At 74.2% G+C, this 11,885-nt stretch carries 11 protein-coding genes; 7 read left to right on the top strand and 4 right to left on the bottom strand.

What is annotated here, in order from left to right:
• The first annotated feature begins 47 nt into the window (after positions 1-47).
• Positions 48-1,322 carry a S8 family serine peptidase gene (locus GEV43_RS10210; protein ID WP_160820469.1) on the top strand — a complete coding sequence of 425 codons (1,275 nt, stop codon included), beginning with the start codon at positions 48-50 and terminating at the stop codon, positions 1,320-1,322.
• A 151-nt stretch (positions 1,323-1,473) separates the two neighbouring features.
• Here the strand turns inward: GEV43_RS10210 and GEV43_RS10205 are convergent, their stop codons facing one another.
• Positions 1,474-1,674 (bottom strand): hypothetical protein, encoded by a 201-nt coding sequence (locus GEV43_RS10205; RefSeq protein ID WP_160820468.1) that lies wholly within the window; start codon positions 1,672-1,674, stop codon positions 1,474-1,476.
• Between the two features lie 7 nt (positions 1,675-1,681).
• Between GEV43_RS10205 and GEV43_RS10200 the strand changes: the two genes are divergently transcribed.
• Together GEV43_RS10200 and GEV43_RS10195 are read left to right on the top strand one after the other, a co-directional pair.
• On the top strand, positions 1,682-2,455 hold the full coding sequence (locus GEV43_RS10200) for a hypothetical protein (RefSeq protein ID WP_160820467.1): 774 nt from the start codon (positions 1,682-1,684) through the stop codon (positions 2,453-2,455).
• A 100-nt stretch (positions 2,456-2,555) separates the two neighbouring features.
• Entirely contained in the window at positions 2,556-2,858 is a 303-nt protein-coding gene (locus tag GEV43_RS10195; protein WP_206681112.1) for an SHOCT domain-containing protein, read from the top strand.
• Positions 2,859-3,207: 349 nt separating this feature from the next.
• On the opposite strand, the gene GEV43_RS10190 is transcribed toward GEV43_RS10195, so the two are convergent.
• Positions 3,208-3,810: a MarR family winged helix-turn-helix transcriptional regulator gene (locus tag GEV43_RS10190; RefSeq protein WP_160820466.1), complete on the bottom strand. Its 603-nt coding sequence runs from the start codon at positions 3,808-3,810 to the stop codon at positions 3,208-3,210.
• Between the two features lie 456 nt (positions 3,811-4,266).
• On the opposite strand from GEV43_RS10190, the gene GEV43_RS10185 reads away from it, so the two are divergent.
• The 3 genes from GEV43_RS10185 to GEV43_RS10175 all read left to right on the top strand — a co-directional run bounded on the left by GEV43_RS10185 (position 4,267) and on the right by GEV43_RS10175 (position 7,252).
• A complete protein-coding gene (locus GEV43_RS10185; RefSeq protein ID WP_160820465.1) occupies positions 4,267-4,584 on the top strand; it encodes a DUF3263 domain-containing protein in 318 nt (105 codons plus the stop codon).
• A gap of 38 nt (positions 4,585-4,622) precedes the next feature.
• Positions 4,623-5,480 (top strand): trehalose-phosphatase, encoded by an 858-nt coding sequence (otsB, locus tag GEV43_RS10180; protein ID WP_160820464.1) that lies wholly within the window; start codon positions 4,623-4,625, stop codon positions 5,478-5,480.
• 1,139 nt (positions 5,481-6,619) lie between these two features.
• Entirely contained in the window at positions 6,620-7,252 is a 633-nt protein-coding gene (locus GEV43_RS10175; RefSeq protein ID WP_160820463.1) for a hypothetical protein, read from the top strand.
• A 197-nt stretch (positions 7,253-7,449) separates the two neighbouring features.
• Here the strand turns inward: GEV43_RS10175 and GEV43_RS10170 are convergent, their stop codons facing one another.
• The gene (locus GEV43_RS10170) at positions 7,450-8,082 is read right to left on the bottom strand and encodes a PadR family transcriptional regulator (RefSeq protein ID WP_160820462.1); all 633 of its coding nucleotides are present in this window, start codon (positions 8,080-8,082) and stop codon (positions 7,450-7,452) included.
• A gap of 128 nt (positions 8,083-8,210) precedes the next feature.
• On the opposite strand from GEV43_RS10170, the gene GEV43_RS10165 reads away from it, so the two are divergent.
• Positions 8,211-9,476, top strand: a complete 1,266-nt coding sequence (locus GEV43_RS10165; protein ID WP_160820461.1) for an FAD-dependent oxidoreductase — start codon at positions 8,211-8,213, stop codon at positions 9,474-9,476.
• A 389-nt stretch (positions 9,477-9,865) separates the two neighbouring features.
• On the opposite strand, the gene GEV43_RS49910 is transcribed toward GEV43_RS10165, so the two are convergent.
• Positions 9,866-11,791, bottom strand: coding sequence for a serine/threonine-protein kinase (locus GEV43_RS49910; RefSeq protein WP_375539036.1), 1,926 nt, complete (start codon positions 11,789-11,791; stop codon positions 9,866-9,868).
• Between the last annotated feature and the right edge of the window lie 94 nt (positions 11,792-11,885).

Here is an 11,885-nt window from a genome sequence, read left to right as displayed (position 1 = left end):
CGGCCCCGCGCGGCCCACGGCCGACTGCCGGGAGGAGGTGCGGCGGCGTGTCCCATGCCGGTCGACGCCGTTCGCTGCCTGCCCGTTTCCCGCCCTCCTCCGACGCCCCCCGCTTCGCCGGGCCCGCGCGTTTCGCGCCGACCTCGCGCCCCGCGCTGCCCGCCCGCTTCGGCGCCCGCACCACCGCGTCCCTCGCCGTCGTCGCCCTGACCGCCGCCGTCGCCGTCCCCGCCGCGATCGCGCCCGGCGGCGACCGCACCAAGGAACGGCACGTCAGGGGCGCGGCGGCGGGCGCGATGCAGTCCGCCGCGACCGACCAGATCCGCGCCCGCGAATGGCACCTCAACGCGATGCGCGTCCCCAAAGCGTGGCGGTGGTCGCGCGGCGCGGGCGTCACGATCGCCGTCCTCGACACCGGCGTCGACCGGCGGCACCCCGACCTCACCGGCCGCGTCCTCGACGGCCCCGACCTCACCGGCGGCTCGCGCACGCCCGGCGGCCGCTACTGGGGCCTGCACGGCACGTCCATGGCGAGCATCATCGCCGGGCACGGCAACGGGCCCGGGGCCCAGCGCGGCGTCCTCGGCGTCGCGCCCCGCGCCCGCATCCTGTCGGTCAGGGTGACCTGGGAGAACGACGACCCGCTGCGGCTCAAGGGGGCCCTGCCCGACCGCGACCGCGACGCCGTCGCCCGCGGCATCCGCTACGCCGTCGACCACGGCGCCGACATCATCAACATGTCCCTCGGCGGCGGCCGGCTGTTCTACGACGGCAGCCGCACCGAGGAGAGCGCGATCCGGTACGCGCTGAGCAAGGGCGTCGTGCTGATCGCCTCCGCGGGCAACGACGGGTCGTCCGCCAACCGCAAGAACTTCCCCGCCGCGTACTCCGGCGTGATCGCCGTCGGCGCCCTCGACCGCCGCCTGAAGCTCTGGAAGGACAGCAACCGCCGCCCCTACGTCGCGGTCTGCGCGCCCGGCGTGGAGATCGTCAGCGCCGACAACGGCAACGGCTACGTCGTCGGAACGGGCACCAGCCCCGCGTCCGCCATGGTCGCCGGGGTCGCCGCGCTGATCCGCTCCCGCTACCAGCGGCTGACGCCGGACGAGGTCAGGCAGGCGCTGGTGCAGGGCGCCCCGGCGCGCGCCGGCCAGCCGACCGGCTCGGACACCTGCAAGGGCCCGCTCGACGCCGTCCGCGCCCTGGCCGCCGCCGCGAAGATCAACAAGGCGGCGCACGGTCCCGGCGCCACCGCCCCGAAGCCCGCCGCCGCCTCCCCGGCCCCGAGGCCGCGCCCGAGGACGGCTCCCACACGCTCCTGATCGCCGTCCTCGGCGGCGGAGGCGTCCTGGTCCTGGTCGGCCTCGTCCTCGGCTGGCTCCAGCGCCGCCGCCCCGAAGAGGACGACGACTACGCCCCCGTCCACGACGGCTCCGGCGACCCCGCCGCGTCCCACGGCTCCGCCGCCCCCGCCTACGCGCCCGCGCCCGGCGAACCGCGCGAACAGGTCTCCGCCGTCGCGCCCGTCAACGCGCCGCTCTGGCAGAGCACCGAGGTCACCCCGCCGGGCAGCGGCTTCGCCCCGTCCCACCAGGCCGCCCGCCCGCCCGCGACGGACGACTCGCCCCTCGTCCCGTCCGTCGGCACGAACGGCGCGAGTGGCACGGACAGCACGGCCGGCATGAACGGCATGGCTGGCATGAACGGCACGGCTGGCATGGACGCCATGGACGCCATGGACGCCTCCGCCTTCCCGAACGGCAAGCACTACCGCCCGACGCCCACTTCGGACCCGGTCGCCTCCAACGGCTTCGTCCCGGGCCGTTCAGCCGCGCCAGGCGATTTCCGTGAAGATGCCGCGCCCACTCCGGCCCCGGCCGACGCCGCCCAAGGGGAGAGCGGATCCAACGGCTCGTCCTCGGACAACCGCGTCGGAGCCCACCGCGCCCCGGAACCCGCGCCGTTCGACGTCTTCAACCCCGACAACGGCCTGGAGACGTACGCCGAGCCCCAGCCCCCGCCGAACGGCACCCCCCACCCCCTCAACGGCAACGGCCACGGCACCGCCAGCACGAACGGCTCCGGCTCGAACGGCTCGTACGCCCCGAACGGCTCTGGCTCGTACGCCTCGAACGGCTCGTACGGCGGCGGGAACTCGTTCGGCCAAGGGGAAGTGCTGGACGGGAGCGGCGGACTGAACGGCGACCCGCTAGGCGACGCGGGCTCGTTCGACGATGAGGAGTGGGAACGGTTCCGGCGCAGTGCGCTCGAAGGGCCGGGCCTCAATCCCGTACCTCCCGCGGACGATTTTTCGACGGGTGCCGTTCCGGCCGCGCCTCCGCCAGGGCTCGGCGGCGCCGATCCCCTGGGCGGCGCTGTGGAACCGCGTGAGGACAAGGGCACGCGGCGTACGCGCCCGGCGGACGACGACGACTACCGTCCCCCATGGTGGTGAGCCCGGTACGCCCGTCGGCGTAGCGCGGGAGCCTCCGGCCGTACGATGACGGGCCCCGAACCCGTCGCCGAACATCGACTCATCCGCAACCAGGAGGTCGATGACCATGTTGACGACATTGGCGGCAGCCCACCCGGGATGGCACGACGGCGGGGACGCGCCCGCGTTCTGGCCGATCTTCCCGATCACGTTCGGGCTGCTCTGGATCGCCGTGCTCGGCGGCGCGTTCTACCTGCTGCGCCGCCGCTGGACGGCGCGGGCCGCCGCCCCGGCAGGACCGACCGCGCCGAAGGACGACCCGCTGTCCGGCGCGCGGACCATCCTCGCCGAACGGTTCGCGCGCGGGGAGATCGACGAGGACGAATACCACCTGCGCATGTCGGCCCTGCGCAACGGCGTCTGACCCCGACGCCGCCGCCCACGCCCGCAGGCCCACGCCTGCTGGCCCGCGCCCGCTGGCCCACGTCCGCCGACCCGCGCCCGCCGGCCCACGTCCGCTGGCCCGCGCCCGCCGGCCACGCCCGCAGGCCAACGCCCGCCGGACCGCGCCCGCCGACCCCCGCCCGCAGGCCCACGTCCGCCGGCCACGCCCGCAGGCCAACGCCCGCCAGACCGCGCCTCCCCCGCGACCGCCTGTGCCCCGTCCAGCCGCCCACCAACGGGGCACAGGCCCACTGGCCGCCCGCGAGCCCGCGCACGCCCGCGGCGCAGCCGTACGGACGGGCGGCGGGGCGGGCCGGCGGGAGGGGGAGTCAGTCGGCGGCGGCCTCTTCGAAGATCTTGTCGACGCCGTCCAGGTCCATGGGCGGGGACTGGGCCACGGCGTCGGCGAAGCGGCTGAGGAGGCGGGCGAAGACGGCGCGCTCGTCGGGCGTCCACTCCGTCATCAGCTCGGCGAGGTAGGCGCGGCGGAAGCGTTCGGCCACCTGCTTGACGCGGCGGCCGGCGTCGGTGAGGCCGAGGTTGGCGCGGCGGGCGTCGTTGGGGGACGGGCGGCGCGAGACCAGTCCCGCGTCGATCGCGTGGCCGACGAGGCGGGACGCGGTGGACGGGTCGATCTCAAGGCGTTCGGCGACGGCGCCTACGGTGACCTCGCCCTTGCCCGTGCACTCGACGGTCAGGGCGGCCACGGCGTGCACGACCATGAGGTTGGAGAGCTGGAGCGGGCGCCCGCCGGGGCCGCCGGACGTCTGCGCGCGGATCCGTTTCATCAGATCCGGCTTGCCCCATACCCGCCGGATGTGGAAGAGCGCGACGGCGATCTCGGAGAGCACCGGATCGGGAACGCCGGGCGCCTCCCCGGCCTCCTCGGGCGGCGCGCCGGAGGAGTGGTGCGTGGAGGTCTCCGTCGCCATGCAAAGGTCTCCGTTCACTGCCTGCCGTCTCGGATTCCGGACGGTATGTTGCACTGTACATACTTTAACGCGTGTAGCCTGCACAGGTTCCCGACCGCGCGCTTTTCCCGCGCGTTTCCCGGTCTGCCGGTCCTACGTCAACGGTACGGATGTGGCGGGCGTTTCGCCGTTGAACGCAAGGGTGCCGAGGCGGCGTCCCGGACCGCTGGGGCCCGTGTGATCATCTGTGACGGTGTGTGAGAAGTGGCTGGTCGTCGGCTCTGTGGTGCACTGGGACCGGCCGCGCGCGGTCGCGCGAACGACGCCGGTCCGTTCCCCCGGAACCGCCGGAACTTGTCGTCGGGGACGCGTAGCATGGCACCGGCCGAACCCGGACGACCCGGGATTAGTGACCACAGAGGGGACCTCATGAGCGAGGCGAACGCCCCCGATCACGGCCCCCAACAGGACGGAAGCATGAACGATGGCTCAGCCCTGCACCCGATGAACGAGGGCCCGGGGGACGAGGGCGCCTTCCCCGCCGACCTGCTGTCCGAGCGCGACCGCCAGATCCTCGCCTTCGAGCGGCAGTGGTGGAAGTACGCCGGAGCCAAGGAGCAGGCCATCCGCGAGACGTTCGACATGTCGGCGACGCGGTACTACCAGCTCCTCAACATCGTGATCGACCGGCCCGAGGCGCTGGAGCACGACCCGATGCTGGTCAAGCGCCTGCGCCGGATGCGGACGCAGCGGCAGCGGCAGCGCGCCGCGCGCCGACTCGGCATCCGCCCCTGAGTTGACCACCATTGGTCAACGTGAACTCTCCCCGCTCTGTGACGGCCGACGGAGCCGACGGCCTCGACGCGATCCGCACCCACCCGGCCGGGGCCGTGCTCGGCTTCGACTTCGACGGCACGCTCGCACCGATCGTCGATGACCCCGCCGCCGCCCGGGCCCATCCCCGGGCGGCCGGGACGCTCGCCCGCCTGGCCCCGCACGTCGGCTGCCTGGTGATCGTCACCGGCCGGCCCGCCGCCGTGGCGGTCGAGTACGGCGGCTTCGACGGCATCGACGGCCTGGTCGTGCTCGGCCAGTACGGGCTCGAACGCTGGGAGTCCGGCACGCTGACCGAGCCCGAGCCGCCGCCCGGCGTCGCCGAGGCCCGCGCCAAGCTGCCCGAGATCCTCAAGGCCGCGGGCGCCCCGCCCGAGACGTTCGTGGAGGACAAGAGGCAGGCCCTCGCCGTCCACACGCGGCGCTGCGCCGAGCCCGAGGTCGCCCTCGAACGGCTCCGCGGCATCATCGCCGCCCTCGCCGAACGCACCGGCCTCGCCGTCGAGCCCGGCCGCTTCGTGCTGGAGCTCCGGCCGCCCGGCATGGACAAGGGCAAGGCCCTGCGCGCCTTCATCGAGGCCCGCCGCGCCGGGACGGCCGGGGCGCCGGAGCCGTCCGCGCCCGCATCGGACGGTCGCGGCGGGTTCCCGTCGGCCGTGCTGTTCGCGGGCGACGACCTCGGGGACCTCGCGGCGTACGACGCGATCGACGCGTTCCGTTCCGAGGGCGTCCCGGGCGTGAAGGTGTGCAGCGGCTCGTCCGAGGTCACCGCGCTCGCCGAACGCGCCGACGTGATCGTTGACGGCCCCGAGGGCGTCGTCGCGTTCCTCGACATGCTGCTGGAGTCCCTCGCCTGAGGCGCTCCGGGTCCGCGGCGCCCGTTTGGACCCCTCCAAGTGACAAGTGTGACCGGAGGGATTGTCGTCTTTGCAGAGACTCCGGGGTCACGTGTGGACCTGACGTCCAATTGCGCCAAAATATGGGGGATTGTGCCGACTCGGTGACGTCCGAGGGCCGGGTCCGGGGGGACCTGGCCAGGAGAACGGGGAGCGTTGACGGTGGACAGAGAGCCAGGGATCCCGCACAGGCCCGGCGAGGCGGAAGCCCCGACCGGTCCGTACGGTACGGAGACCCCACCGGCGAGCCCTCCGTACGGAGCCGGAACGGGCGAGTACCCCACAGCCCCCTTCGCGACGGGCCCCCACCCAACACTCGCCGCCCCCTTCGGAACGAACACCCAAGGAACGGGCCCGTACACGACGGGCCCCCAGCAGACCGGCCCGTTCACCACCAACCCCCAGCCGCCAACGGCCCCGCCCGCCGCCAACACCCAACCGGCAACAGGCCAGTTCGGTACAGCCGCACAGACGCCGACGGGCGCGTTCGGAACGGCCGCGCAAGCACCGGCGGACGCGTACGGGACAACCAATTCGGTGTCGACGGGCGCGTTCGGTGCAGGTACGCCGCAAGCGACGGGCGCGCCCGGTACAGCCGCACAGACGCCGACGGGCGCGTCGGGAACGGCCGCGCAGGCACCGGCGGGCGCGTACGGAACAGGCACACAAGCGCCGATGGGCGCGTACGGGGTCTCTGAGTCGTTGGCGGGGAACTCCTTCGATACCGACGCTCAGGCGGCGACCGGTGCGTTCGGTACAGGCGCGCGGCAGGCCGGGGATGCGTTCGGTACCGATACGCCGGCGGCGACGGGTGCGTTCGGTACCGAGAGGCCGGTTCCGAACGGTGCGTTCGGTACCGAGGAGCAGCAGGCAAGGGATCCGTTCGGTACAGGCGCGCAGCCGATGGCCGCCCCGTACAGCGCGGACACCGCCGAGACCTCAAGTGAGAGGTACGGCGCGACGGGGAGCAGGCGACCGGTCCAACGGGCGTACGGGCCACGAGCGGGGTCGAGGTACGGCTCGGCACGCGCAGCTCGCGTCATCGCGAACGCAGGCAGAAGGAACGGGCCGGACGCCGCAACGGGTTCATCGCGGCGGGCGTGCTGGGCTTGGCGGCCCTGGTCGCGGGCGGTCTGCTCCTGCTTCCCGGATCGGGCGACGACAAGGACGGGCCCGCGGTCGTGGCGCCCAGCGCCGGCGAGGGGACGTCGCAGGGGCAGCAGGCGCTGCCGCGCCGGGGAGGGCCCATCACGGTCGGTACGGCCGACGGGTCCAAGTACCGGATCGAGGCGGTCACCGGCCGGACGAGCGACGACGTGGCGAGCCTGCAATCGTCGTCCCCGCCGTCGGGCGGGACGTTCGCCTACGTGGAATACGTGCTCAGCAACCCATCGAGCCAGAAGGTCCTGCTCGATTTCCCGGGAGACGTCTTCGTCAAGAAGAATCTCGTCCTTTCCAAGGGACGCGGCCGGTGCATGCCACAGGCGGGCGTCCCCGAGGACATGTGCACGCTTCCGATCAAAAGCGAAGTCGTCCGGCGGCTCGCGGGCGGCCCGCTGCTAGCGGGTGACGGCGGCGACCAGTACATGCCGCCGGGCGCTTCCTATCTCGTGCGCGCGACGGTGGCGGTCCCGGTGGACGAGCACCTCACGCGCCGCGACATGGGCCTGTACGTCTGGAAACAGCTCTACATGGCCGACCAGCTCGCCAAACACGCCCCGTTCCCCCGCTGACCCCCGCCCTCGGCCCCTGTGACCGGGAAAAAGGACGGGCCGCCGGGGGACGACTGGGGGTCGTCCGCCCGGCGGCCCGGGGTGGCCCGTTCGGGCTCGGCCGGGGCGGCCGGTGGTGACGCGGCGCGGGGCCGGGTGACCAGGGGCGGCGCGGGCGCGAGGCGTACGGGCCGGCTCTTTCGGACTTCTCTCGCGGGTTACTCGGCTTCGGGGTCATCGGCGAGGATGCCGTAGATGCGGCGGCGGGCGTCGTTGACGACGTCCAGCGCCCGGGCCTTCTGCGTCTCGCTGCCGACGGCCATGACCTGCTGGAGCGCGCCCATGAGCTGGCCGACGGCCTCCCGGCCGCGCATGACGTTCTCGCCCGCGGCCTCGGTGACCTCGTCCCAGGGGGCGGCGGTCTGGGCCTCGGCGCTCTCGCGCCCCTCGTCGGTCAGCGCGAACAGCCGCTTGCCGCCCTGCTCCTCGCTGGTGACCAGGCCCTCGTCCTCCAGCATCTGGAGCGTCGGGTAGACCGAGCCGGGGCTCGGACGCCAGACGCCGTTGGTGCGGTTGTCGAGCTCCTGGATCATCTCGTAGCCGTGCATCGGGCGTTCGGCGAGCAGGGCCAGCAGGGCGGCGCGGACGTTGCCGCGCCGGGTCCGCCGGCCGCGTCCGCCGCGGCCCCTGCCTCCGGGGTGGCCGTGCCGGCCGGGGCCGAAGCCCGGCCCGTACCCCTGGCCGCCCGGACCGAACGCGGCGCCCCACGGGCCGAACGGGTCGCCGCGCCGCTGGCGCTCCTCGGGCGCGCGGAACGTTCCGCGCCTCTGGTGGTGGTGTTGGTCTCGCATCGCGGTTCTCCTTCTCTGATCGGTTGCGATGCATTAACGATATATCGGAAACCGGTCGCGATGCAACACCCGACGGGGTTGACCCAGATCTCATCATGTGATGAATTGAGTGCGAGGGGGTGGTGCGCATGTCCGAGACCACCACATGCTGCGTCGCCGGGGGCGGCCCGGCCGGCGTGATGCTGGGGCTCCTGCTCGCTCGCGCCGGGATCGAGGTCACCGTCCTGGAGAAGCACGGCGACTTCCTGCGCGACTTCCGCGGCGACACGATCCATCCGTCCACGCTGGAGGTGCTGGACGAGCTCGGCCTGGGCGAGCGCTTCCAGCGCCTCGAACACCGCAAGGTCACCGGCCTCACGCTCGTCCTGGACGACCGCGAGGCCACGCTGACCGACCTCGGCGCCCTGCGCGGCCCCCATCCGTACCTCGCGATGGTGCCGCAGTGGGACTTCCTCGACATGCTCGCGGACGAGGCGTCCCGCCATCCGGGGTTCCGGCTGCTGACGAACGCCGAGGCGACGGGGCTCGTCCACGAGAACGGGCGGGTCGCGGGCGTCCGCTACCGCGACGCGGCGGGCGAACGGCGCGTGCTGCGCGCCGCGCTCACGGTCGCCGCGGACGGGCGCCATTCGGCGCTGCGGCGCGCGTCGGGACTGCCTTCGCGGGAGTTCGGCGCGCCGATGGACGTGCTGTGGTTCCGCCTGCCGCGCCGTCCGGGCGACCGCGACGACTCGTTCCTGCGCGCCTCGCCGGGACGGCTGATGGCGGCGATCAACCGCACCGGGTACTGGCAGCTCGCCTACGTCGTCCCGAAGGGCCGGTACGAGCCGGAGGCGGAGGGGCTGCGCCGGACGGTCGCGGAGCTGCTGCCGTTCCTCGCCGACCGGGTCGGCGGGCTCGACGAGGTCAGCGTGCTGGACGTCCGCGTGGACCGGCTGCGCCGCTGGTACCGGCCCGGCCTGCTGTGCGTCGGCGACGCCGCCCACGCCATGTCGCCGGTCGGCGGCGTCGGGATCAACCTCGCGATCCAGGACTCCGTCGCGGCGGCCAACCGGCTGTGCGGGCCGCTGCTGCGCGGCGGCGTGACCACCGCCGACCTCGCCGCCGTGCAGCGCCGCCGCGGCTGGCCGACGGCGGCCGTGCAGAGCGCCCAGCTCGCCGCCCACCGCTTCCTGGTCGCGCCGACGCTCGCGGGCAGGCCGCTGCGCGTCGGCGGGACGTCCGGACCGCGGCGGCTGCTCGGCGGCGTGGCCGGTTCCCGGCCGCTCCGGCGTGCGGTCGCACGGCTCGGCGGCTACGGCCCGCTGCCCGAGCACGTGCGCACGCCGGAGGCCGTCCCCGGGCGGTCGGCCACGCGCCCCGGCGGGACGTCCGTCAAGGAGGGGCGGAACTAGCCCGTCCGGGCGCCCCGCCTGCTCAGGCGCCGCCCGAACGACGATGCCGCCGGAGCCCGTACCGAGACGGCGGGCTCCGGCGGCGATGTGTTCGTCAGGGACCGGTGACCTGTCGTCAGGGACCGGTGACCTTGAGGGTGTCGAGGATGTTCTTGGTCAGGTTGCGGTTGTCGCTCTCCTTCACCCGGACCCACAGGCCGAACCGTCCGCCCTTGTCCTTCAGCCCGACCTCGGTGACCGAGGGCGTTCCGGCCGGGCAGGCGGTGTAGCGGGTGATCGTTCCGGAGAGCGCGCCGTCGGGGAGGTGTAGTTCTCGGGGGAGCCCTTCGTGCAGCGCGAGTGCGAGGCCGCCGCTGGCGGCGGCAGCTTGCCCGGGGCCACGTCGGTCGTCACGCCGACGAAGACGCCGGGGCTCTTGCCGTTCCCCTTGAACGCGACGACGTTGGGGGTCGCGCGGAGCACCGGCCGGGGCCGGGCGTCCGCGAGCCCGACCGTCGACGGCACCCACGTCTGCTCCTGCTGGCGGGGCCACGTCCGCGGCGCCGACACCTTGATCTTGCCGCCCGGGTCGGCGAACGAGGTGAAGTCCTCGGGGACGGACGACTTCTTCTTGCCGCCCCGCCGCCGTCGTCCCCGTCCGAGAACAGCGTGCCGAGCGCGAGCCCGCCGACGACCGCCACGGCCAGCACCACCACCGTGATGATCAACGGGGTGAGGAACTTCTTCGGCCCTCCCGCCGCGGGCCCCTGCCCTCGCGCGGGAGACGGGCCGCCGCCCGTCCCTCCCGAACCGCCTCCGCTGCCGCCGCCGCCCTTGAGCTTGGCCAGGAAGCCGCCGCGCGCACCCTTCTGCCCGCCGCCCTGCGCGGGCGGAGCCGCCTGGAACCCGGTCGGCGGAGGCGGCCCCTGCTGCCCGTGCCCGCCGCCGTACGGCTGACCGGGTCCGGGGCCCTGCGTGTACCCGGGGCCCTGCGGCTGCCCGGAACCGCCGCCGCCCCCCGGCGGCTGCATCGGGAACACCGTCGTCTTGCCCTCTTCGCCTCCGCCGCCTCCGCCGCTCCCACCGCCGGGAGACGCGGAGTAGCCGGAAGGAGGCAACGACACGGTGCGGCCGTCGTCCGGATCGGTCGGCGGCTCCGCCTGCCCGAACCGCGCCCCGCCGGCGCCGCCCGGATGGTCGACGATCGTCGCGTCCTCGCCGGCCGCCGGACGCCGGTCCTGCCCCGGAGGCACGTGCATCTCCGACGTACGGACGTCGTCGTCCGGCGGAAGCCGCTCGATCGGCTGGTCAAGCTGCGTCTGCGCGCCCGCGGGCATCTGCTCCTGCCCGTACGGCTCGTGGCCCGACACCTCCGTGCCGCCCGGCCCCTGAACGCCGCCCGGCTGCTCGTAACCTCCACCGCCCTGCCCCTGCGCAGGGGCGGACGGCGGCGCGGGCTGCCGGAAGCGGTCGTGCATGGTCGCATCAGGGTCGATGTCGGCCTCGGTCTCCGGCGGCGGCGCGAAACCGGCACCGGCCGCCGCGGCGCCGGCCGCCGTCGCACCGGCCGCGGCACCGGCAGCCGCGCCGGCGCCCGCCGCGCCGGGCACGCCGGTCGGGCGCAGCGTCGCCAGAGCCTCCGCGAACGCCTCGGCGGTCGGCCAGCGCTTCTCCCGTTCGACCTCAAGAGCACGCAGGATGACCTGGTCGAACGCGGGCGACAGCCCTTCGCGCAGGGCGCTCGGCGGCGACTTGACGGGCGCGGGGCCGGGGGCGCGGCCGGTGAGCATGTGGTAGGTCAGCGCGCCGAGCCCGTACACGTCGGCGCGCACGTCGAGACCGCCGCCGAACCGCGCCTGCTCGGGCGACATGTAGCCGGGCGTCCCGACGGGCAGCGTGAACGCGCCGGAGGCGTGCGCGAGGGCCTTGGCGAGGCCGAGGTCGGCGATCAGCACCTTCTCGCCGCCGTCCGCCGTCGACTGGAACAGCACGTTGGACGGTTTCAGGTCGCGGTGGATCACCCCGAGCGTGTTGATGACCTCGACGCCGTGCGCGGTCTCCTCGGCGAGGGCGAGCGCCTCGTTGACCGGAAGTGGCCGTTCGCGCATGCGGTCGGCGAGCGTTCCGCGGTCGGCGTACGACATCACGAAGTAGGGGCGCCCGTCAGGGAGCTCGCCGATATCGTGCACGCGGACCAACCGTTCGGAGTCGGCCCTGCGCAGGATGCGCGCCTCCTCCAGGAAGCGATTGCGCACGTCCAGGTCGTCGATGAGGCTTCCGGACAGCACCTTGATCGCCACTTGGGCGTCCAGCGCGTCGTCGTGCCCGAGCCACACAGACGCGAACGCCCCTGACCCGAGGACGCGATCGATTCGGTAACGGCCGACAGTAGGTGGGAAGGACACTCCCGTATCATGCCCAACAAACGGG

Source organism: Actinomadura sp. J1-007 (assembly GCF_009793335.1).
In the GTDB taxonomy this organism is placed as follows: Bacteria; Actinomycetota; Actinomycetes; order Streptosporangiales; family Streptosporangiaceae; genus Spirillospora; species Spirillospora yumaensis.
Note: the sequence above shows the minus strand (reverse complement) of the source record. Positions and strands in the feature narration are given on the sequence as shown.